Origin of the sequence: Bacillus sp. FSL H8-0516 (assembly GCF_038635285.1) — a bacterium.
GTDB lineage: Bacteria > Bacillota > Bacilli > Bacillales > Bacillaceae > Bacillus > Bacillus safensis.
In genome coordinates this window covers 2888917-2909683 of the sequence record NZ_CP152051.1, presented here as the reverse complement: position 1 = coordinate 2909683, position 20767 = coordinate 2888917, and the positions used below count along the sequence as shown (strand labels likewise).

Below are 20767 nucleotides of genomic sequence, written 5' to 3'. Positions count from 1 at the left end.
TTCCTATCCCCTCGCCTGTCTGCATACACATGTAATGGAGAAGGGGGGATTTTTTATTGAGAATGAACCGCCGTTATCGCCCCTACAAGAAGGGCCCTTTGCCATTTCGATACGTTATGCTGCTTGCCATTTTATTCTTTGTGCTCTCAACCGTAATTAGTTTATTTTTTATCAACCGATCCATTAAACCTACCCTTATTCACATTGCTGAACTAGAAACAGAGCGCATCGCCAATCACCTCATACAATATTCAGTTCAAGACTTTGCAGATGATCAGGAGAATATGAAGGATATGGTGGTCATGAATACAAGTGAGAACGGAAAAGTGACGACCATTGATTTTAATGCGCAAGCAACATCGAAAGCAATGGCTGACCTCTCGCGTCATCTTCAAAAAAATTTAGAGGACATTGAAAAGGGAAACTTTCAAAAAGAGGCAAAAGAAGCATTAAAGGATCAAACAGATGGACATGACGGCATTATATATAACATTCCGCTTGGGCAAGCGTCCGGAAATGCACTCATCGCCAACCTAGGACCAAAAGTGCCTGTACGTTTTAGTGTGATTGGTGATCCGCATACGGACGTTGAAAAAAATATTAAGCCTTATGGCATCAACAATGCCTTGATTGATATTAGTGTTCTGATCGAGGTCAAGGTAAGAGTCATTATCCCATTTGCTTCTGAAACAATCGTAGTGAAAAACTCTGTTCCTGTCTCCATACAAGCCGTTCAAGGAGACGTACCAGATTATTATAATGGCAGTGGAACAAACTCAGGTGCTCCATCAATTGTTCTCCCAGAGAAAAAGGAGAAAAAGGAATAACAGCCCAACAATGATTGGGCTGTTATTTACTTTCGTTTCCGTTCAGCTCTTTCCCACGCCCTCAAATGAGGATATGGATCAAATGACCATTCCGTTCTGCCGTTGTCTTTGTACATGCCATAGTGAAGATGCGGCGGAAACTTTCCAGCAGTGCCTGGAGGACCGTAACCGGAGCTTCCGACAGATCCAATCACCTGGCCGGGTTCAACAATTTGACCTGTCTTGAGTCCTTTCGCAAAGCCATTTAAGTGAGCAAAGTAATGATAATGATTATGAATATCTCGAATGCCTATCCGCCAGCCGCCAAAACGGTTCCAGCCTTTCATTTCAATCACGCCATACGATGTCGCACGAACGGGAAGACCATAATGGGCAAATAAATCGGTTCCCTCATGAATTCTCCTTCCTCCAAATCCTCTCGCATCTCCCCATGTACTCCGGTAGCTGTAGTCAGCTCCAACCGGAAGAGGAAAAGCATGCTTTCCAAGATCAAGATGGCCGTAGTGCTTATATAGCTTCATAAAAGATGAAATGATTCCAACGGTTTGATCACGTCCATAATAGTCCCATAAGCCAATTTTTAATTGATCAATGCTGCTGCCGTAGTGAAGCAAGTATTGTGCAAAAGTGAATAATACATCCTCATCGTCATCGCTGCTTGCTTTGCCATCCCCATTCCCATCAAGACCAATTCCGTCAAACACTTTAATGCTTAAAGGAGAGGTATCCTGTTTATTCGGGTTTTCTGGTCCAATCCACATTTCCCGGGGAATGTAGATGCCAATGACGCCTTTTTGTTTCGGTAAATCTCTTCTGCTTTTTCGAATATTGTGTTCATACTGATCAACTGCAGCAAGTACATACCATGGAACCTGTGTTGTGATGGAGACTTTTTCATATAGGGCCATTCTTTGCTTCAATTCATCTGGCTGTTTGCCCGTCCCTTTTGCATGAACAGGTAAAGGGAGCATTGAAAGAGCAATCATGATGGCTAAAACCACTTTCACAAACGTCCATCTCCTTTCATCGAGCATCGTCTTCTACCGTTTAGTGTGGTTAGAACACTCTATTTCATAAGAAGAAAATGTTAGTAATTTTCTTCTGTTTTTTTAGGAGGCTTTTGGGTATTTTTGCAGCTCATTCCCTTGTTGTTCAATCTGTACTATGTTAAAGTGTCTAAAGAAAAGGCTTTAGGCCGAAGATTCAATTTTTTGCAGCTTCTTAGCTGCATCCATCGTATATAGCAGGAAGATTTTTGTAGATGCACCTTTAACGAATTCATATGGAGATGATGGAATTGGCAAAGAAGGAAGAGCACGTAAGAAAACCGGACTGGCTTAAAATTAAGCTGAATACGAATGAAAACTATACCGGTTTGAAGAAAATGATGCGGGAAAACAACCTGCATACTGTTTGTGAGGAAGCAAAATGTCCGAATATTCACGAATGCTGGGCAGTGAGAAGAACCGCTACATTTATGATCCTTGGATCTGTTTGTACGCGCGCATGCCGTTTCTGTGCGGTGAAAACTGGACTTCCAACTGAGCTTGACCTGCAAGAGCCAGAACGCGTGGCAGATTCAGTAGCCTTAATGAACTTAAAGCACGCTGTTATAACAGCGGTTGCAAGGGATGATCAAAAGGATGGCGGCGCAGGTGTGTTCGCTGAAACCGTTCGTGCGATTAGAAGAAAAAGCCCATTCACGACCATTGAAGTTCTCCCTTCAGACATGGGCGGTAATTATGATAACTTGAAGACGTTAATGGATACTCGTCCTGACATTTTAAATCACAACATTGAAACAGTTCGCAGATTAACGCCAAGAGTTCGTGCGCGTGCTACATATGATCGTTCATTAGAATTCTTGCGTCGTGCAAAAGAAATGCAGCCCGATATTCCAACAAAATCAAGCATTATGATTGGACTTGGTGAAACGAAGGAAGAAATCATTGAAGTCATGGATGATCTTCTTGCCAATAACGTGGATATTATGGCGATTGGTCAGTACTTACAGCCTTCGAAAAAGCATTTGAAAGTTCAAAAATACTACCATCCGGATGAGTTTGCAGAGCTGAAGGAAATTGCGATGTCAAAAGGCTTTAGCCACTGTGAAGCTGGACCGCTTGTGCGCTCTTCCTACCATGCAGATGAACAAGTAAACGAAGCGTCTAAAAAGCGTCAGGCGCAAGCGTAACAAAGAAAACGCCAGAGCTCTCTGGCGTTTTTTCTCGTATTAATTTTGGCCGTAAGGGGCGTTTCTTCTCATCGTACGGTCGGAATTCGTCATCCCATTTGCATCTTCTTGATTCGATATGTTCCCGCCTTGAGGGGAATACTTCATTTGCTGAATCGTTTTGGTTAAAATTTGGTCAAAATCACGTGAATTGGTTTGAAGACGTGAAAAATTGGCAATGGATTGAAAGTGCTCTGGATTATCAGAGACGTATACATGATAATAACGAGGGAGAACAGAAACCGCCGTTTTCTTTACTTGATCGGCAGATTCATCACGGTTTTTGTTTCCTGTTCGATACACGATGAGTGCATCCTCATCTGTCACAAGTGTGGCTGCATCTTTGATGTTTGGCAGCTGCACCGTTAGACTTGTAATCACGTGGGCAAGATGCTCACGATTTAAAGCAGGCGTTCTTTCTTTCTGATCCGTTACTTGCTGGTGCTGATAACGAACATATCCTGCTTTGTTTGTATCTGCTTCTGGCATATTGGAATTATTTCCTTCATGTCGATCCGACAGACGGATGGTTTTACTTGAAGAATCTTCATCCACTTGCCGGTTCATACCTGATTGAAAGCCGCACCCGCCTAAAAGCATGCTGAGGAGAATCGCGGCTGTCAGTTTTTTCTTCATAAATGTGACCTCCTTTTTCCTTTAGCTTCGGCTAAATCGGAAAAAACATGCTTTAGCAATTGATGGAGTTCTTCCAATGAATTATCATTAAAGATGGATCGTTTAAAAAGAGGTGAGAAGATGATCGTCGTTCAGAATGCTACCTTTGATCTTGTAAGAGATATCAAAGACGGCTTTAATGAAGAAGCGTTTAAAGCAAGGTACTCAGATATTTTAAATAAGTATGATTATATTGTGGGGGACTGGGGCTATAATCAGCTCAGGCTGAAAGGGTTCTTTGATGACCAAAACCAAAAGGCCACATTTGATACTAAAATCAGCACACTCGATGAATACATTTATGAATACTGTAATTTTGGCTGTGCCTATTTTGTCTTAAAACGAATCAGAAAATAACGCAAAGGGGAGCGTCATGATGTATTTCGTAGACAGAAAAAAGATTGAAGAGACATTACGTTTTTTCGAGGAGCAATATGAGTTGTTGCAGAGTCATCAAACATGGACAAGTCCTCTAGAGAAAAAAGCGCTGGAACGAATTGTTCATTTGCTCGTCGAATGTATTCTTGATACCGGAAATGACATGATTGATGGCTTTATTATGCGTGACCCAGGAAGCTATGATGACATCATGGATATACTTGTTGATGAAAAGGTTGTACCAGAAGGAGAAGGAAGTCAGCTGAAAAAGCTTGTCTCATCCCGCAAAACACTTGTGCAGCAATATCAGGAAGTAAATCATCATGACTTATTGCAGGTGATCAGCGAAGTAGAGCAGGCACTAGAGGTCTTTCCAAGCCGCATCCGTACCTACTTGGAGCAGGAGCTTGGCCCAGTATCAGCGTTTAAATAAACCATTGGAGTTGTGAGCATCATGAAATACAAAGGCTATTTAATTGATTTAGACGGGACAATGTATAAAGGAACAGAAAAGATCGAGGAAGCAGGTCAATTTGTTCAAAAGTTAAATGAGTTGAGCATTCCTTACTTGTTTGTCACGAATAACTCATCACGCACGCCAAAGCAGGTAGCGGAAAAACTCGTTTCATTTGATATCCCAGCAACAGAAGAACAAGTTTTTACAACAAGTATGGCGACGGCTAATTATATTGCTGAGCAAAAGAAAGATGCGTCAGTTTACGTGATTGGTGAAGAAGGAATCAAGCAGGCCATTGAAGAAAAAGGGCTGACATTTGGTCAGGAAGACGCTGATTTCGTTGTTGTTGGAATTGATCGCGGCATTACATATGAAAAATTAGCAGTAGGTGCGATTGCCATTCGTCAAGGCGCACAATTTGTCTCAACAAATGGAGATATTGCCATTCCAACAGAAAGAGGGCTTTTGCCAGGGAACGGCTCGTTAACATCAGTACTAACCGTGACGACAACGGTTCAGCCGACATTTATCGGAAAGCCAGAATCCATTATTATGGAACAAGCGATGCGTGTACTTGGGACAGATGTGTCTGAGACGCTCATGGTGGGGGATAACTATGATACGGATATTATGGCAGGAATGAATGCAGGAATGGACACATTACTCGTCCACACAGGTGTGACAACAAAAGAGCTGCTTCAGCAGTATGAAAAGCAGCCAACCTATGTCATTGAATCCTTATCCGAGTGGATTGAGCGATTATCATAGAAAAAGAGGACAAGCGTTACGCGCGCGTCCTCTTTTTCTTTATTCCGCATTTCTTGCACTATGTGCCAGCCTGCTTGATGCGGCGGCAGCAATAGCGCCGACAATGTCATCTAAAAAGGTGTGGCATTCGCCCGTGGATTTATCGTTGAGTTTCCCGAGAATTCCTGGTTTTTCTTTATCGATATATCCGTAATTCGTAAAGCCGATTGAACCATAAATATTGACGATAGCAAAGGATAAAATTTCATCAACGCCATACAGGCTCTCGTCCGTTTCAAGTATTGATTGAAGCGGCTCAGTCAGCTTCTTTTGCTCGGCGAGTACGTCTAATTCGATGCCCGTTAATATCGCATTTTGGACTTCACGTTTTGCGATGACACGCTCCACATTGTGGATGCACTCTGTCATGTCTAAGCCAGGATGATATTTTTCCTGTAAAAAGTAGACAAGGTCTGCTATATCTTGAATGGTTACGCCTCGTTCTTGTAAACGGCGTCTTGCTGTTTTTTCTACTTCGTTCATCTCATGATGATGCGGCATGTATTCCTCACCCAATCCTCGTAATTTGTCCACGACGTGTAAAAAGCTTCGGATAGTAAATAGTATTCATAAATCCCTCAACCTGCGACTACGATATGATAAGAGATTGATCATAGGAACGCAGGTGAAAACATGAAAGAAACCATCTATCACACATTTGGTATTGATGTTCGTCAATTTACGCCATATGGCAGTTATCAGAGCTTTCAAACGGCGGAGGCTCTCTTCCTCATTGTTCCTGTGTCTCATTTGCGAGAAGAAGAACTTTCGGAGTTGTATCATATCAGTCAGTATTTACTAAATGCTGGAGACCCATACGTTGCTGTGTTTGAATTAACAAATGAAGAGAATCCCACCTTTACTCATGGGAAGGAGCAGTATGCTTTATTAAAAGCAGCGCCTCCGATTTCAAGCCGCTCGTTTCAGCAAGCGTCAGAGCTGGCAGCCTTCCATGTCAGGGGAAGAGGCTTTCCATATGAAGTATCCGAAACAAAACGTGTCGGTGCCTGGAAGGAATTATGGGCAAAACGATTAGATCAGCTCGAAGGCTTTTGGATGCAGCAAATGCATCAAAAACCGCTGCAACGGTTTGAACAAAAATTCATTGAATCGTTTCCGTATTATCTTGGATTAACGGAGAATGCCATTCAATATTTAGTTGATACTGAACTTGATGATGAACCGAAAGAAGGTGACTCAGGCACTGTCTGTCATCAGCGCTTTTCACGTATGACATGGCCGCATGAGCAGCCGCTTCGTTTACCTGTGGATTGGGTCTTTGATCATCCAACCCGTGATATTGCCGAATACTTAAGAGAGACCTTTGTACAGCATAAGGAGGATTTAATTGAAGAGGGCTTTTCCTTTCTACAGCAATATGAACAGGTGACACCTCTTTCCTCCTTTTCAAAGCGTTTGTTATACAGCCGCCTGCTGTTCCCGCTTCATTACTTTGAAATTGTAGAAGGCTACTATATGTCGGGAGAAAATGAAAAGTCATATTATGAAGAGCGGTTAGATTACGTCTTAAATGATGCCAATCGTTATGAATACTTTCTGAAGGTTTTTCAAGAAATGAGTGCCATGCGAAGCGGCGGGAGCCCCATTCCGGCTGTTGGCTGGATTCAGCCTGCAGCTGATTTGAAGTTTCAGTGAACAGACGAAACGTCTCTTTTCTCTTGAGGCGTTTTTCGTTATGCTTAAAGAAATCGATAAAAGGAGTGTTCTTCTTGACGAAACCTTACGTCTATATCACAAGAAAACTGGATGAAGCATCACTTACACCATTAAAAGAAGTCGCTCATGTTGAGATGTGGCCAAGCGAGGATGAGCCGTGTCCAAGAGAAGAGTTAGAAACACAAGCTGCTAAAGCGGATGCGCTTCTCACCATGCTGTCAGATCAAATAGATGAGCCGCTTTTATCAAAGGCTCCGAATATCAAGGTGGTTGCAAACCTTGCTGTTGGCTATGACAATATTGATCTTGAAGCAGCCAAAAAGCATGGAATCACCGTATGTCATACACCAGACGTCTTGACAGAATCGACGGCGGATTTAGCCTTTGCTCTTCTGATGGCGTCAGCTAGACGCATTGTCGAGGCGAGTGATTGGATTAAGGATGGAAACTGGACAGGCTGGGGGCCACTTCTTCTTGCCGGTGCTGATGTTCATCACAAAACACTCGGGATTGTCGGAATGGGCAGCATTGGAACAGCACTAGCCAAGCGGGCCAAAGGCTTTAATATGAATGTCCTTTATCATAATCGTTCAAGAAAACCCGAGGCAGAAGCGCAGCTTGGCGTGACCTATGCGGCTTTTGAGGAACTGCTCAAGCAGTCTGATTTCATCGTCTGTCTGACGCCGTTAACCCCGGAAACAAAAGACATGTTTAATGAACAAGCATTTGATCTGATGAAGAACTCTGCTTATTTCATTAACGTATCAAGAGGACAGACTGTAAATGAGGATGCTTTATACGAGGCTGTCACAACAGGAAAAATTGCCGGCGCTGGTCTGGATGTATTTAGACAGGAACCTGTCAGCCCGTCTCATCCGTTAACGACATTACCTAACGTCACAGTCCTCCCTCATATTGGAAGTGCTAGTGTCGAAACGAGAAAAACGATGATGCGTTTATGTGCTGAAAATATTGCGCTTGTCTTACAAGACGAGCCAGCCAAAACGCCGGTTCGTTTATAATATAAGGCTTCCCGGTGTTCGGGAGCTTTTCTAACAAAAATATTTTGAAAATATAGAATCTTGATGTAAATAGCTGTTAAGCGGTTTCATTCTGACAATCTCTTATTTTATTACCTTGTCAAAATGAGGATACCCCTTTATAATGTGTGTACATTGAATGTCTGTGTAAGGTTAACAAATGTCTTTTTAGAGAGGACATTTACGGAGAAAGGTGGAATTTCAGGTGAAGGCAATTCGAGTTGGGCTATTAGGATTAGGAACAGTGGGAAGCGGTGTCGTAAAAATTATCCAAGACCATCAGGATAAATTAATGCACCAAATCGGCTGTCCGGTATTAATACAAAAAGTGCTTGTGAGCAATCCCGATAAAAAAAGAGATGTGGATGTCGCAAGAGAGGTCTTCACAACTGAAGTATACGATGTGATTAGAGATCCAGAGGTCGACGTCATCATTGAAGTGATGGGCGGCATTGAAGAGACAAAACAATATTTAATAGATGCGTTAAATGAGAAGAAGCATGTCATTACAGCCAATAAAGATTTAATGGCGCTTTACGGTACGGAGCTTTTACATGTAGCGAAAGAAAATAGCTGTGATCTTTATTATGAAGCAAGTGTCGCCGGAGGAATTCCGATTCTGCGCACACTGGAGGAAGGGCTCGCCTCTGACCGAATCACCAAGATGATGGGGATTGTGAACGGTACAACGAATTTTATTTTAACGAAAATGAATGTCGATAAAAGCGCATATGAGGATGTCTTAAAAGAAGCACAGGATCTAGGCTTTGCAGAAGCAGACCCAACAGCTGATGTAGAAGGACTGGATGCAGCAAGGAAAATGGCGATTCTTGCAAGACTCGGCTTTTCTATGAATGTGGATTTAGAGGATGTAAAGGTGAAAGGTATTTCTGATATCTCTGATGAGGATATTAATTTCAGTAAGCGGTTTGGCTATACAATGAAGCTGATCGGCATTGCTCAGAGGGACGGAGAGAAAGTAGAGGTCAGCGTCCAGCCAACTTTACTTCCTGATCATCATCCATTATCATCCGTCAACAATGAATTCAATGCGGTGTATGTCTACGGAAGTGCTGTAGGAGAAACGATGTTTTACGGACCTGGAGCAGGAAGTCTGCCGACAGCAACAGCTGTTGTATCAGACTTAGTGGCAGTGATGAAAAACATGCGCCTTGGCGTGAACGGAAGCGGATTTATCGCACCGCAGTTTGAGAAGAAGATCAAATCGTCATCAGAAATATTTGCTCAGCAATTCTTAAGAATTCATGTTAGAGATCAAGTCGGGGCATTCTCCCGCATTACATCTATTTTTTCTGAAAGAGGCATCAGCTTTGAAAAGATCCTTCAGCTTCCTGTGAAAGGACATGATGAGCTGGCTGAAATTGTGATTATTACACATCAGACCTCAGAAGAAGATTTTTCAAATATCCTGCAAAAATTAAACGACCTCGACGTGGTGGTTCAAGTGAAGAGCACGTACCGAGTAGAAGGGAACGGTTTAAGCTGATGAAATGGAATGGACTCATTGAAGAATTTCAAGAATTCTTACCAGTAAACGAATCTACACCTAAACTAACATTAAATGAAGGGAATACACCGCTGATCCATCTCGCCAAGCTTTCAGAAAAGCTGGGAATCGAGCTTCATGTGAAAACAGAAGGCGTCAATCCAACAGGCTCTTTCAAGGATCGAGGAATGGTCATGGCTGTTGCAAAAGCAAAAGAAGAAGGCAATGATACAATCATGTGCGCTTCAACAGGGAATACCTCTGCAGCAGCAGCGGCTTATGCAGCCCGTGCGGATATGAAATGTATTGTCATCATTCCAGACGGGAAAATTGCCTTCGGTAAGCTTGCACAGGCCGTCATGTACGGAGCAGAGATCATTGCCATTGATGGCAACTTTGATGATGCACTGAAAATTGTCCGCAGCATCTGTGAAAAAGCACCGATTGCCCTTGTTAACTCGGTCAATCCTTATCGAATTGAAGGACAAAAGACAGCAGCATTTGAAATCTGTGAGCAGCTAGGCTCTGCCCCGGACGTACTGGCGATTCCTGTTGGTAATGCAGGGAACATCACGGCCTACTGGAAAGGCTTCAAGGAATATCACGAGAAAAAAGGAACTGGACTGCCTGTCATGCGTGGTTTTGAAGCAGAAGGTGCAGCGGCAATCGTTCGAAATGAAGTGATTGAGCAGCCAGAAACAGTGGCAACGGCTATCCGTATCGGAAATCCAGCGAGCTGGAAACAAGCTGTGGCAGCCGCAGAGGAATCAAATGGAAAGATTGATGAAGTAACAGATGAGGAAATTCTTCATGCGTATCAATTGATTGCACGTGAAGAAGGCGTGTTTGCAGAACCAGGCTCATGTGCGTCGATTGCGGGCGTGTTAAAGCAGGTGAAATCTGGAGAAATCAAGCCAGGCAGTAAAGTTGTTGCGGTACTAACAGGCAACGGACTGAAAGATCCAAATACGGCTATCGATATTTCAAAAATCAAGCCGGTCACACTCGATGCAGATGAAGATCAAATTCTTGAACACTTAGAAAAGGCCGCACGCGTATGAGTGAAGCCTCCATGCTTTTTTCAATCACAGTACCGGGAAGCACTGCCAATTTAGGACCAGGCTTTGATTCAGTTGGAATGGCGCTCAGCCGCTATTTAAAGCTATCGGTCTATGACCATGATAGCTGGCTGTTTGAAGCAGAAACAGATGTCGTGTCTGGGATTCCATCAGGCACCGACAACCTGATTTATCAAACAGCCAAAAAGGTCGCAGATGACTTTGGAAAAACACTCCCGCCTGTTCATGTCAAAGTGTGGAGTGATATTCCATTGGCACGGGGGCTTGGCAGCAGTGCTGCTGCCATCGTGGCCGCCATTGAACTTGCCAATCAGCTTCTTGAATTAAACATGACAGATGATCAGAAGCTCTTTTATGCAAGTGAGGTAGAAGGTCATCCAGATAATGCGGGAGCCTCTTTATTTGGTGGTTTACTGATTGGTCTCCATGAAGAAGACAAAACACATGCCGTTAAAGTGCAGCATGTGGATGTAGATGTCGTCGTGGTGATTCCTTTTTATGAAGTGCTCACAAAGGATGCCCGTGATGTCCTGCCAGAGGATTTCTCCTATAAACATGCTGTCAGTGCGAGTGCTGTGAGCAACGTCCTTGTAGCCGCCTTAATGACGCAGAACTGGCCGCTTGTTGGAGAAATGATGAATAAGGATTTATTTCATCAGCCTTACCGCACAATGCTCGTGCCAGAGCTGTCGAAGGTAGAGCATGTCGCTTCGCTTAAAGGAGCGTATGGAACGGCTTTGAGCGGTGCTGGACCGACGATCCTCACCTTAGTGGAAAAAGGGAAGGGAGAAGCGCTGAAAGAGCAGCTAGCCCAAAATTTCCCGCATTGCGAAGTTGATCTGCTGACGGTGCCAGTAGAAGGGGTTGTCGTGCAGCATCATCCTGTTAATCAAGTAAAGAACGTGCTGTGAATCTGCACGTTCTTTTTTTATGCTTGTTTTTATGGGAAGAAGCAGGGATTATTATTTAGAGGATCGAACTATTTTTTAAGCATAAAAGGGGGAGATACGTTCATGAAGAAATTGATGACGGCAGAAGATTTAACAAAGATTGTTTCTGTTTCCCATCCGGTTTATTCACCAGATGGACAAAAGGCAGTCTTTACAAAAGTCACTGTGAATGAGAAAAAAGACGATTACAACATCCACTTATGGGTTCGAGATGAAGAGACAGAGGAGCTGGCACAATGGACATTTGAGGATGGAAAGCATCATCAGCCAGTTTGGTCAAAAGACGGCAGGCAGCTTGCTTTTATTTTACAAAAGCCAAAGGAAGTCCCTCAGCTGGCGCTCATGAAGAGCGAAGGAGGCGGCGTGCGAACCTTAACGACGATTCCTTACGGAGTATCTCATCCTGTTTTTTCTCCAGATGGTGCTTTTCTTTATGCGGCTGTGTCATTGAAACAATCAGAATCTGTTCATGATGAAAAAAAGGAAGAGCAAGATGACTTTGCTCCAGCGGTATATGATGATTTGACCTATAAAGCAGATGGAAGAGGCTTTTTAGATGGGCGTGTCACGCAGATCGTGAAGGTAGATATCGATTCAGGAGAGATAGAGCCTGTCACGAGCGAGCAGGTTCATCATATGAATCATACGATTTCTCCTTGCGGCAAATGGCTTGCCTTTATTCAATTAAATCCACAGATACCTTACATAAGTGACGTGTGTCTTCTGTCATTAGAAGATGGTCAGACAAAAAAGATCACACAAGCAAACGGCGCTTATTCCACCGTATCTTTTTCTCCAAATGGAGAGAGTCTTTTGTATATTGGACATGAGCGCGAATTTCAAAATGCTACCTTCCCATCACTATGGCTGTATGATCTGAAGGAAGAAAAGACGGTTCAACTGTCAGAAATGCTGGATATGTATGTTGGGAACTGTATGGCAGGAGATAGCGTGATGGGAGAGGTCTATCAGCTTCCGCAGTGGACAAAGGACAGCCAAGGGTTTTATGCGCTTGTTTCTGATCAAGGCAGTACAGGAATTTATTATTTCTCTATTGAAGGTTTAGCCTATCCTGTTCGACTAGAGGCGGAACATATCACCAATTTCAGCCTTCATCCAAATGAATCCAAATTGCTGCTCAGCCGGCTTTCACCTGTCTCACCAAGTGAGCTGTATGAGATGACATTAGGGGAGACAGAACTAAAGCAAATCACATTCGAGCATCATGATTTTCTAAAGGAGCATATCGTATCGGAACCTGAACCATTTTCTTTTCAGTCAAAAGATGGAGACGAGGTGCATGGCTGGTTTATGAAGCCTTCCAAGATGGAAGAGGGAAAGAAATATCCGCTCATTCTAGAGGTTCATGGCGGACCGCATGCCATGTATGGTTATACGTATTTTCATGAATTTCAAATGCTCGCTTCTGAAGGCTACGCCATCGTGTATATCAACCCGCATGGCAGTCATGGGTATGGACAGATGTTTACTGACCGTGTGAGAGGAAACTATGGTGACGTTGATTATGACGATGTCATGCAGGCTGTTGATCATGTGCTCAAAGCCTATGATTTCCTTGATGAAACAAGGCTTGGCGTGACAGGCGGCAGCTATGGCGGTTTTATGACCAACTGGATTGTTGGTCAAACCGACCGCTTCCGTGCAGCTGTCACACAGCGTTCCATTTCAAACTGGATTAGCTTTTATGGCATCAGTGATATCGGTTATTTCTTTACAAGGTGGCAGATTGATGGGGATATTTATGATTCTGTCGATAAGCTATGGGATCGTTCGCCACTAAAATATGTGAAGCAGGTGAACACGCCGCTCCTCATCTTGCACAGTGATGAAGATTATCGCTGCCCAGTTGATCAAGCAGAGCAGCTTTTTGTGGCCTTGAAGGAGCTTGGGAAAGACACAAGATTGGTCAAATTCCCGAAGGCATCTCATGATTTATCCAGAAGCGGCCACCCGGGGCAGCGTATTCAAAGACTGACTTTTATAAAGGAATGGTTTAGAGAAAAGCTAGCCTAATAAAAAACGACCCTTCAGCGTGCTGACAAACCCTCGCATTCGGTGTCAGTTCAGCGTGCTGGTGCTCACGAATAGAAAATTCGCTCCGCGCCAGTACTCGTCCTTCCTAGACTTCAAGGGTTTTCATATCACGCTGAAAAGAAGACAAAGGGCTAAAGCCTCTGTCAATCATGAAAAAAACGACCCTAATTGGGTCGTTTTCATGTCATATATGAATTAGAAAACCTGTTCAACTTCTACAACGCCAGGCACTTCTTCTAATAATGCGCGCTCAATACCGGCTTTCAATGTAATGGTTGAACTTGGGCAGCTGCCGCATGCACCAAGAAGACGTAATTTCACAATGCCATCTTCAATGTCTACAAGCTCACAGTCTCCACCATCACGTAATAGAAATGGACGAAGTTTGTCCAGTACTTCCTGTACTTGGTCTTTCATTTCGACTTCAGTCATTAGATATAATCGCTCCTTTCACAACATATCACCATTATATTCATCTAGACGATAAAAATCTATTGATTGGTTTCAAAGTTTCCTTCTCATTATAGCACAATCTCATCTTGAAACAAAAAGTGATTTTGACTTTTTTCATCCAGAAAATTCAGCTAAAATGAAGAAAGAATAGGGGGCTTGTCAAATGAACAAAACCGTCGATCTTTATGTATATGGAAGAGATGTCTTGTGCGCTAGCTGCGTGAATCTGCCTTCTTCAAAAGATACGTTTGAATGGTTAGATGCAGCATTAAAACGAAAATATCCGAATCAGCCATTTCGCATCACATATATTGATATTGAGCACCCGCCAGAAAACGAACAACAAAAGGAATTGTCTGAACGAATTCTTGATGATGAATTCTTTTATCCGCTTGTCTTAGTAGAGGATCAAATCGTTGGGGAAGGCAATCCAAAATTAAAAGACATTTATCAAGAAATGGAGAAATACGGGTACAAGGAGAGCAGTGAATAAGCTGTTCTTTTTTTTGAGAAATAAAACGAACAAACGTTCTTTTTTGTATTGAAAAGGAACGTTTGTTCGTTTATAATGAAATGAAAGGAGCGTGAGCATCATGAATTATTTACTGAAACAATCTCTTCAACAGCAAATACCTATTGAGATGATTTATATGAAGAAAAACGGAGAGTGCACGAAGAGAAAAATCACTGTCTACCGTGAGACGGATCAGTTTATCCAAGCGTATTGTTTATCGAAGAAAACGATGAGAACCTTTCGTAAAGACTGCATTCTTGCCCTTGCTCCGATCAAATGGACCAACTCATCGGCACATGCCGTTTCATAGAAAAAAGCTCCCTCGTCACGAAGGAGCTTTGAGAAAAAATTCACATAATTTTAGCCGTTGTGATGCTTGTACATCCAAAGCAGTCCAGATTTCAGAAGTCTTGGCACCCTGCCAACAAGCGGACGATCTGCCACTAAGCCAAATCCGGCTTTTTTCCCTAAAGAACCTAAAACACCTTTTAGCTTAAACTGTGGATAAGCCTCAGGAAGCGGCTCATTTTTCCAGCGTTTTTGCAGAGATTGGACAATTTGTTCTGCCTGCGCCTCAGCAAGCTGTGCACTTGGGGCATGCGGCAGACTTGCGCAGTCACCTACGACATATACATGCTCATCCCCTGGGAGATTGTGATGAGGAGTTAATACGACACGGCCTTGTGCGTCTTTTTCAACATCCATCTGTCGTACCACTTTACTTGGCTGTATTCCTGCTGTCCACACGATGACATCAGCTTCAATCGCGTCATCATGGTTATAAACAAGACCTTCTTCAACCTTTGTAATATTGGCACAGTTAATGATCTTTACGTCATTTTCTTCAAACCACTTTTGCACATACAAACTTAATCTTTTTGGGAAGCTTGATAGAATCAGCTCTCCGCGGTCAAAAAGAATAATGTTTAAATCAGCACGGCTTTCTCTTAATTCACTGGCCAGCTCTACCCCGCTAAGTCCAGCACCGACGATGCCAACCGTTGCACCTGCGCTCAAATTGTTTAATTTGTTATACGCATGTCTTGACTGATCAATGGTTTGAATGCTGTATGTATGTTCTTTCGCACCAGGGACATTATGATACTTGTCCTCACAGCCGAGTCCAATCACCGTATCATCATACGGAATCGGTTCACGGTCGCTGAATAAAATCTGTTTGTTTTCAATATCAATTTTTTCTACTTCCCCGTATTGAATATCCAGCTTCGGATGCTCTGGAAAAGATACTCGAATGTGATGATCAGAGATCGTTCCAGCAGCAAGTGCATAATATTCTGTTTTTAAACAGTGGTAAGGATTTCGATCAATTAATGTGATAGTGACATCATCAGGTAATTGATTTGGCAATAAGCGGTGGAGAACCCGCATATTCCCGTAACCTCCGCCGATCAAGACTAAATTTTTCATGACGATTCTCCTTTTCCCCGTAGACATTGAAAAACACTTATACTAAAAAACTTTAAGTTAAAATACCAAATAAAATTATATCGAATTTACTGTGAAACCACAATAATTGTTTCAAAATAACCTACATATTCATCAGTTAGTCCTAAATAGTAAAACATTTTATGAGGAATAGGCGTAACGATACAGATGAAGCTCATATTTTGACTAATGCAAGGAATTTCGGTAGGATGGTAAGGCAATGTGAGGTGAAGCACAGTGTTTCCACTGATCGAATTTTGTGTAAGTAATCTTGCACAAGGGTCTCAAGAAGCAAAAGAGAAGCTTGAAAAAGACCCAAACCTAGACGTAATGGAATACGGCTGTTTAAGCTATTGCGGCAAATGTATGGACTCCCCATTTGCACTTGTGAATGGAGAATTTGTTTCAGGAGAAAATGCAGAGCAGCTAGTCGAGCGTATTTATGCTTTTATAGAGGAAAACGACATGTTTTAAATGCACCACATGGGTCATGAGGTGCATTTTTTTCACATTTTCATCTTCCATTTTTAAGGAGAATCAATAGAAAGCGCATCCAATATGTTATGCTAATAAAATATCATCAATATGAAATATCACACGAGAGAAAAAGAGGCATATGCATAATAAAAGCCCTTTGCCATGGCAGCAAAGAGCTTCTATGTATGAAAAACGGGGGATGATAAGATTGTCTCCTGAATCGACTCCTTTTATACTATAAAGAAACAACATTTTTGGAGGAAGCTCATGACATCATTTCAATTCACGAAAATGCACGGATTAGGAAATAATTATATTTACGTCAATCAGATGAAGGAACAGCTTCCAGAAGAGCAGCTATCAGAGATAGCGATCCGCGTTTCTTCTGTTTATACAGGAATCGGTTCTGACGGGATGATCCTGATTTGCCCATCAGATGTTGCACCTGTGAAGATGCGCATTTTCAACAATGATGGATCAGAGGGCAAAAACTGCGGTAATGGGCTGCGCTGTGTTGCAAAGTATGTGTATGAGCATCAAATTGTGACGGACACAACGTTCCAGATTGAGACATTGTCAGGACTCGTTGAAGCGACCGTTCACGCTCAGGATGGTCACGTTCAGCTAGTCACAGTAGATATGGGAAAACCACGTTTTGAAAAAGAAGCAATGCCGATGCTTGGTGAACCGGCTAGCACAACGGTTAATGAGCTGCTTGATTTTGGCACTGCGAAATTAAATGGAACGGCCGTTTCGATGGGAAACCCGCACATCGTTTTTTATTTAGAGGATATTGAAAAAGCGCCGCTTCATACACTTGGACCAATCATCGAAAAACACGACATGTTCCCAGAAGGCGTCAATGTAGAATTTGTAGAAGTTGTCAGTGAAACAGAACTGCATTTTCGCGTATGGGAAAGAGGTTCAGGAATTACCCAGGCTTGCGGAACTGGGGCCTGTGCTGCGGCTGTATCCACAATTGTGAATGGTCAGGCAAAAAAAGAAACAGACATGACCGTTCATTTAGCAGGCGGAGACCTCATCATTCGTTGGAAAGACAATGACCACGTGCTCATGACAGGACCTGCTGAAACGATTTGTGACGGCACATTTTATCTCTAAACCATTTATTTGAGAAAAGGCATCATCACGTTTATAATTGAAAAGAAACATCCAGTCAAAAGGAGGGATGATCATGAGTACACCAGTAACCATTACAGAAGCTGCTGCACTGCAGATTAAAGATATGATGAAAGAACATGAAGAAGAAAATGCGTTCCTTCGAGTGGGCGTAAAAGGCGGCGGTTGCAGCGGTCTCTCATACGGCATGGGCTTTGACCATGAAGTCTCAGAGAAAGACACGCAGTTCAAGCAGCACGGCATCAATGTCCTTGTCGATTCCGAAAGCCTTGATATCATGAACGGAACCATCATTGATTTCAAACAATCACTCATGGGCGGCGGTTTCACCATCGATAATCCGAACGCCATTGCATCATGCGGGTGTGGTTCTTCTTTCAGAACAGCGACGAATACCGGTACGCCGGAAGAGTGTTAAGGGTTAAAACGATTCATTCTGTAAAACCATTTGTATAATGAAGACCTCCTCATATTAATCATTTTCTTGAGGAGGTTTTTTGTGTTGTTTTTAAAGATGCAAAAAAGGACATGACTTAAAAATCACTCAGCACGTCCTCTTTATAAAGATATTTAATTAGAAAAAAGCTCGCAGTTTCTTAGTATTTCCTCTGTTCATCTTCCACATCTTTTCAAAAAGGTTCATCATGGTGTCGGAAAAAATGTTCTTTGTTGTGTTTCGTTGAGAATAACGTTTCGAATTAATCGATTGTATTCTCAATCATCATTTTCAAAGCTGTTCCCTCTTTTATGAAGAGTAGTAAAGACTTTCATCGCTTCGCTCATAAATGATGCCAATCCCTCACCATAACGATCTATATTCTTTGTGAAACGTTCATCTTGAATATAGAGTTGGCCTAAACCGTAAAAAGCATCAAGAGAGTAATAACGAAAGTTTTCGTTTAAAAAGTCGTACCATTGTTTGATGACGATTTGCACCTCTTTGGATTTAGGGGAATGGCTGCGAAGAGAGGCTAGTTTATTCAATATGCTATCCCAGCTATCAGATAATTCAATTTGTTCATCTTTAGACAAATGATTTAGTTTTGAGCTGACTTCATCAACAGCTTGATTTCCCCAACGGTGACGAGCTTCTTCTTCATATTGGCTAAAATTCATATTCATATTCTCAAACCTTTCTTTATAGGTGTATTGAGTTTCTCCCGTTAAATGCTGTAGCGTCTTATCAATATTTCCGATCATTTTATCGAGATTATTTCGTTTCTCTACTAACATTTTTCTTTGTAGCATAAATGCTTCTTTCTTATTAAATGAAGGATTGTGCATCATCTTTTGGATTTCCTTCAATGGAAATCCAAGTTCCCTGAAAAATAATATTTGCTGCAATGTTTCAAGGTTTTCTTCTGAATAGAGCCGATAACGATTATCTGTGACTTCACTTGGAGTCAATAAACCAATCTTGTCGTAATGATGAAGTGTACGAATGCTAATACCAAATAATTCAGCTACTTCTTTCACTTTCATTTCAATTCACCTCTCTTGATATCCACTATAAAATATGACGTTGCGTTAGGGTCAATCATCTTTTTAAAAATTTATATCATTGTTGATCTTGTTTGAAGCAGCGAATTCAAGGAGTTATGTTTTTTTCGCAAATCGCTCAATTTTGTTACAGCTGGCCCGAACAACTGGCTATTTCCACTCGAAAAGAGTATCATGAAATCCAAACATAAACTGTAGTCAGAAAAGAGGTTGCTGAGGTTTGAGTGAACAAATCAATTGCAGGAACTGTCATGAACTGATTCCGTATCGTTCCAAAACGTGTCCATCTTGCGGGATTGAGAAGCCGCTTCCGAAAAAGGAACGTGTGAAGGATCGGGTGATTTTGGTTGTGGCAGGGATTGTTGTGGTGCTGCTTGCTGCAATGGTGCTTGGAATGGCAAATGCCTATATTGGGGTTTTTAAATAAACGAAAAAGGAGTTCCGCGAGTGGGAACTCCTTTTTTGATCCGTTCTTATTTGTTTTCAAATAAGCTTGTGGAATGGAGAGGCTGTACACGGGCTTTCGGGTCCATGTAAGCTTTCGCATTGTTGACAGCAGTTGGTGCTTCACCAAATCCGCTTGCAATCAATTTGACTTTTCCTTCATACGTACAGATGTCTCCTGCCGCATAGAAGCCTTCAATGTTTGTTTCCATTGTAGATTTCACCACGATGGAGTTCTTTTCGATTTCAAGGCCCCATTGTTTGATTGGTCCAAGGGAGGAAACAAAACCGAAGTTGACGATCACGTCGTCCACATCAAGCACTTGTTTTTTGTCGCCTTTGACTTCTTCGAGCACGATTTGTTCAATGCGGTCTTCACCAATGAGCTCAGTTGGTACATATGGTGTTAGTACATTGACTTTCGAGTTGTGCAGGTTTTCTACACTGTGCTCATGTGCGCGGAATTTATCGCGGCGGTGAATAATGGATACTTCTTTTGCGATTGGTTCAAGCATAAGTGCCCAGTCCACCGCAGAGTCTCCGCCCCCAAGAACGGCCACACGTCTGCCGGCAAATTGGTTCAAGTCATTAATGAAGTAATGCAGGTTGCTTCCTTCAAATGATTCTGCTGAATCAAGTTCAAGCTTTCTCGGTTGGAATGCACCGTTACCAGCTGTGATGATAATTGTTTTAGAATAATGAATCTCTTGATTTGTCACAAGTTTAAAGATCCCATCTGCCTGCTTTTCAACCGTTTCAACTGCCTGCTCTAAGCAAATGGTTTGATCAAATTTATCCATTTGTTCCTTTAAGTTATCAACTAATTCTTGTGCGCGGATTTTTGGAAATCCAGCCACATCATAAATATATTTTTCAGGGTAAAGAGCGGATAGTTGACCGCCGAGCTGAGGAAGGCTTTCAATGATTTTCACACTTGCCTGTCTCATGCCTCCGTAAAACGCAGTAAACAATCCAACTGGGCCGCCCCCGATAACGGTAATGTCATATACCTTAGAATCTTCTTGCATTCCTTTAATCCTCCCAAATGAAAATTGTTATCACTATATCATATCATACCACATATCGTCATTTGACTTGTTTTGAAAAA

23 protein-coding genes and 1 pseudogene are annotated in these 20767 nt (G+C 42.3%); 17 read left to right on the top strand and 7 right to left on the bottom strand.

What is annotated here, in order from left to right:
* Positions 1-56: 56 nt before the first annotated feature.
* On the top strand, positions 57-827 hold the full coding sequence (gene yunB, locus MHB67_RS14865; protein WP_080701219.1) for a sporulation protein YunB: 771 nt from the start codon (positions 57-59) through the stop codon (positions 825-827).
* A 26-nt stretch (positions 828-853) separates the two neighbouring features.
* On the opposite strand, the gene MHB67_RS14860 is transcribed toward yunB, so the two are convergent.
* On the bottom strand, positions 854-1798 hold the full coding sequence (locus MHB67_RS14860; RefSeq protein ID WP_229137106.1) for a M23 family metallopeptidase: 945 nt from the start codon (positions 1796-1798) through the stop codon (positions 854-856).
* A gap of 326 nt (positions 1799-2124) precedes the next feature.
* Between MHB67_RS14860 and lipA the strand changes: the two genes are divergently transcribed.
* On the top strand, positions 2125-3021 hold the full coding sequence (gene lipA / locus MHB67_RS14855; RefSeq protein ID WP_008360456.1) for a lipoyl synthase: 897 nt from the start codon (positions 2125-2127) through the stop codon (positions 3019-3021).
* A gap of 39 nt (positions 3022-3060) precedes the next feature.
* On the opposite strand, the gene MHB67_RS14850 is transcribed toward lipA, so the two are convergent.
* Positions 3061-3696, bottom strand: a complete 636-nt coding sequence (locus MHB67_RS14850) for a YhcN/YlaJ family sporulation lipoprotein (protein ID WP_103131575.1) — start codon at positions 3694-3696, stop codon at positions 3061-3063.
* 120 nt (positions 3697-3816) lie between these two features.
* Here MHB67_RS14850 and MHB67_RS14845 point away from each other — a divergent pair, with 120 nt between their 5' ends.
* From MHB67_RS14845 to MHB67_RS14835, 3 genes are read left to right on the top strand one after another with little or no spacing between them, the layout of a single operon-like run.
* A complete protein-coding gene (locus MHB67_RS14845; RefSeq protein ID WP_024423368.1) occupies positions 3817-4092 on the top strand; it encodes a YutD family protein in 276 nt (91 codons plus the stop codon).
* A gap of 19 nt (positions 4093-4111) precedes the next feature.
* On the top strand, positions 4112-4546 hold the full coding sequence (locus MHB67_RS14840; protein WP_073207287.1) for a DUF86 domain-containing protein: 435 nt from the start codon (positions 4112-4114) through the stop codon (positions 4544-4546).
* Positions 4547-4564: 18 nt separating this feature from the next.
* Entirely contained in the window at positions 4565-5338 is a 774-nt protein-coding gene (locus MHB67_RS14835) for a TIGR01457 family HAD-type hydrolase (RefSeq protein ID WP_095410049.1), read from the top strand.
* A gap of 39 nt (positions 5339-5377) precedes the next feature.
* Here the strand turns inward: MHB67_RS14835 and MHB67_RS14830 are convergent, their stop codons facing one another.
* A complete protein-coding gene (locus MHB67_RS14830) occupies positions 5378-5878 on the bottom strand; it encodes a phosphatidylglycerophosphatase A (RefSeq protein WP_024423365.1) in 501 nt (166 codons plus the stop codon).
* A 132-nt stretch (positions 5879-6010) separates the two neighbouring features.
* Between MHB67_RS14830 and yutH the strand changes: the two genes are divergently transcribed.
* The 6 genes from yutH (at position 6011) to MHB67_RS14800 (ending at position 13664) form a co-directional block, all read left to right on the top strand.
* On the top strand, positions 6011-7033 hold the full coding sequence (yutH, locus tag MHB67_RS14825) for a spore coat putative kinase YutH (RefSeq protein WP_103131574.1): 1023 nt from the start codon (positions 6011-6013) through the stop codon (positions 7031-7033).
* Between the two features lie 74 nt (positions 7034-7107).
* A complete protein-coding gene (locus tag MHB67_RS14820) occupies positions 7108-8076 on the top strand; it encodes a D-glycerate dehydrogenase (RefSeq protein WP_248351125.1) in 969 nt (322 codons plus the stop codon).
* Positions 8077-8299: 223 nt separating this feature from the next.
* A complete protein-coding gene (locus tag MHB67_RS14815; protein WP_024423362.1) occupies positions 8300-9601 on the top strand; it encodes a homoserine dehydrogenase in 1302 nt (433 codons plus the stop codon).
* Complete coding sequence (gene thrC / locus MHB67_RS14810) at positions 9601-10662, top strand: threonine synthase (RefSeq protein WP_044331189.1); 1062 nt, start codon at positions 9601-9603, stop codon at positions 10660-10662. The genes MHB67_RS14815 and thrC overlap by 1 nt, the downstream gene beginning before the upstream one ends.
* Positions 10659-11591: a homoserine kinase gene (gene thrB, locus MHB67_RS14805; RefSeq protein WP_024423360.1), complete on the top strand. Its 933-nt coding sequence runs from the start codon at positions 10659-10661 to the stop codon at positions 11589-11591. The genes thrC and thrB overlap by 4 nt, the downstream gene beginning before the upstream one ends.
* 102 nt (positions 11592-11693) lie before the next feature.
* Positions 11694-13664, top strand: coding sequence for a S9 family peptidase (locus MHB67_RS14800; RefSeq protein WP_044331186.1), 1971 nt, complete (start codon positions 11694-11696; stop codon positions 13662-13664).
* Between the two features lie 216 nt (positions 13665-13880).
* Here the strand turns inward: MHB67_RS14800 and MHB67_RS14795 are convergent.
* A pseudogene (locus MHB67_RS14795) lies at positions 13881-14180 on the bottom strand (NifU family protein).
* 121 nt (positions 14181-14301) lie between these two features.
* Here MHB67_RS14795 and MHB67_RS14790 point away from each other — a divergent pair.
* Both MHB67_RS14790 and MHB67_RS14785 read left to right on the top strand, forming a co-directional pair.
* Entirely contained in the window at positions 14302-14631 is a 330-nt protein-coding gene (locus MHB67_RS14790) for a YuzD family protein (protein ID WP_034282615.1), read from the top strand.
* 100 nt (positions 14632-14731) lie between these two features.
* Entirely contained in the window at positions 14732-14962 is a 231-nt protein-coding gene (locus tag MHB67_RS14785) for a hypothetical protein (protein ID WP_044331179.1), read from the top strand.
* A gap of 50 nt (positions 14963-15012) precedes the next feature.
* On the opposite strand, the gene MHB67_RS14780 is transcribed toward MHB67_RS14785, so the two are convergent.
* Positions 15013-16080: an NAD(P)/FAD-dependent oxidoreductase gene (locus MHB67_RS14780; protein ID WP_044331177.1), complete on the bottom strand. Its 1068-nt coding sequence runs from the start codon at positions 16078-16080 to the stop codon at positions 15013-15015.
* Positions 16081-16335: 255 nt separating this feature from the next.
* On the opposite strand from MHB67_RS14780, the gene MHB67_RS14775 reads away from it, so the two are divergent.
* From MHB67_RS14775 to MHB67_RS14765, 3 genes are all read left to right on the top strand, one after another.
* A complete protein-coding gene (locus tag MHB67_RS14775; protein WP_008346813.1) occupies positions 16336-16572 on the top strand; it encodes a YuzB family protein in 237 nt (78 codons plus the stop codon).
* 270 nt (positions 16573-16842) lie between these two features.
* Complete coding sequence (gene dapF / locus MHB67_RS14770; protein ID WP_024423355.1) at positions 16843-17697, top strand: diaminopimelate epimerase; 855 nt, start codon at positions 16843-16845, stop codon at positions 17695-17697.
* 73 nt (positions 17698-17770) lie between these two features.
* Complete coding sequence (locus MHB67_RS14765; protein WP_024425967.1) at positions 17771-18133, top strand: iron-sulfur cluster assembly accessory protein; 363 nt, start codon at positions 17771-17773, stop codon at positions 18131-18133.
* A gap of 296 nt (positions 18134-18429) precedes the next feature.
* On the opposite strand, the gene MHB67_RS14760 is transcribed toward MHB67_RS14765, so the two are convergent.
* Positions 18430-19197 carry a MerR family transcriptional regulator gene (locus tag MHB67_RS14760; RefSeq protein ID WP_342492600.1) on the bottom strand — a complete coding sequence of 256 codons (768 nt, stop codon included), beginning with the start codon at positions 19195-19197 and terminating at the stop codon, positions 18430-18432.
* Between the two features lie 238 nt (positions 19198-19435).
* Here MHB67_RS14760 and MHB67_RS14755 point away from each other — a divergent pair, with 238 nt between their 5' ends.
* Entirely contained in the window at positions 19436-19642 is a 207-nt protein-coding gene (locus tag MHB67_RS14755) for a hypothetical protein (protein ID WP_024423352.1), read from the top strand.
* Between the two features lie 46 nt (positions 19643-19688).
* Here the strand turns inward: MHB67_RS14755 and yumC are convergent, their stop codons facing one another.
* The gene (yumC, locus tag MHB67_RS14750; RefSeq protein WP_024425964.1) at positions 19689-20687 is read right to left on the bottom strand and encodes a ferredoxin--NADP reductase 2; all 999 of its coding nucleotides are present in this window, start codon (positions 20685-20687) and stop codon (positions 19689-19691) included.
* Between the last annotated feature and the right edge of the window lie 80 nt (positions 20688-20767).

What these genes read in the sequence shown, in the direction of transcription:
- MHB67_RS14860 (WP_229137106.1), bottom strand. Translation starts at nt 1,798, where the DNA reads ATGCTCCCTTTACCTGTTCATGCAAAAGGGACGGGCAAACAGCCAGAT.
- MHB67_RS14850 (WP_103131575.1), bottom strand. Translation starts at nt 3,696, where the DNA reads ATGAAGAAAAAACTGACAGCCGCGATTCTCCTCAGCATGCTTTTAGGC.
- MHB67_RS14845 (WP_024423368.1), top strand. Translation starts at nt 3,817, where the DNA reads ATGATCGTCGTTCAGAATGCTACCTTTGATCTTGTAAGAGATATCAAA.
- MHB67_RS14840 (WP_073207287.1), top strand. Translation starts at nt 4,112, where the DNA reads ATGTATTTCGTAGACAGAAAAAAGATTGAAGAGACATTACGTTTTTTC.
- MHB67_RS14830 (WP_024423365.1), bottom strand. Translation starts at nt 5,878, where the DNA reads ATGCCGCATCATCATGAGATGAACGAAGTAGAAAAAACAGCAAGACGC.
- yutH (WP_103131574.1), top strand. Translation starts at nt 6,011, where the DNA reads ATGAAAGAAACCATCTATCACACATTTGGTATTGATGTTCGTCAATTT.
- thrC (WP_044331189.1), top strand. Translation starts at nt 9,601, where the DNA reads ATGAAATGGAATGGACTCATTGAAGAATTTCAAGAATTCTTACCAGTA.
- thrB (WP_024423360.1), top strand. Translation starts at nt 10,659, where the DNA reads ATGAGTGAAGCCTCCATGCTTTTTTCAATCACAGTACCGGGAAGCACT.
- MHB67_RS14800 (WP_044331186.1), top strand. Translation starts at nt 11,694, where the DNA reads ATGAAGAAATTGATGACGGCAGAAGATTTAACAAAGATTGTTTCTGTT.
- MHB67_RS14790 (WP_034282615.1), top strand. Translation starts at nt 14,302, where the DNA reads ATGAACAAAACCGTCGATCTTTATGTATATGGAAGAGATGTCTTGTGC.
- MHB67_RS14785 (WP_044331179.1), top strand. Translation starts at nt 14,732, where the DNA reads ATGAATTATTTACTGAAACAATCTCTTCAACAGCAAATACCTATTGAG.
- MHB67_RS14780 (WP_044331177.1), bottom strand. Translation starts at nt 16,080, where the DNA reads ATGAAAAATTTAGTCTTGATCGGCGGAGGTTACGGGAATATGCGGGTT.
- dapF (WP_024423355.1), top strand. Translation starts at nt 16,843, where the DNA reads ATGACATCATTTCAATTCACGAAAATGCACGGATTAGGAAATAATTAT.
- MHB67_RS14765 (WP_024425967.1), top strand. Translation starts at nt 17,771, where the DNA reads ATGAGTACACCAGTAACCATTACAGAAGCTGCTGCACTGCAGATTAAA.
- MHB67_RS14760 (WP_342492600.1), bottom strand. Translation starts at nt 19,197, where the DNA reads ATGAAAGTGAAAGAAGTAGCTGAATTATTTGGTATTAGCATTCGTACA.
- yumC (WP_024425964.1), bottom strand. Translation starts at nt 20,687, where the DNA reads ATGCAAGAAGATTCTAAGGTATATGACATTACCGTTATCGGGGGCGGC.